Source organism: Lactococcus sp. S64 (genome assembly GCF_016516525.1).
In the GTDB taxonomy this organism is placed as follows: domain Bacteria; phylum Bacillota; class Bacilli; order Lactobacillales; family Streptococcaceae; genus Lactococcus; species Lactococcus lactis.
The window spans coordinates 1-211 of the sequence record NZ_JACVUQ010000049.1; the positions used below are offsets into that span (position 1 = coordinate 1).

Consider the following 211-nt stretch of genomic DNA (forward strand, 5'->3'; position numbering starts at 1 on the left):
AATATCTGCGACATGAGGGAGATTTTTAAGTGGTAAGAGTCCATTTGTTCCGAAATCAAATAAATTGAATTGTACTTGTTCAGGTGTGTTTTGACGAGCCAAGTTCATCACCATTGTTTGAAGAGTAACTGACTTACCAAATCCAGGGCTAGAGAAGACAACAGTATGAGAAGTTTCTTCTAAATTATAGTTGTAAACTTCTTGACTTTGC

The 211-nt window shown here is 36.0% G+C and carries 1 protein-coding gene; it reads right to left on the reverse strand.

Annotation, left to right across the window (positions count from 1 at the left end):
- A partial coding sequence (locus IAE51_RS12105; RefSeq protein WP_255528863.1) for an FtsK/SpoIIIE domain-containing protein occupies nt 1-211 on the reverse strand: 211 nt, incomplete at both ends.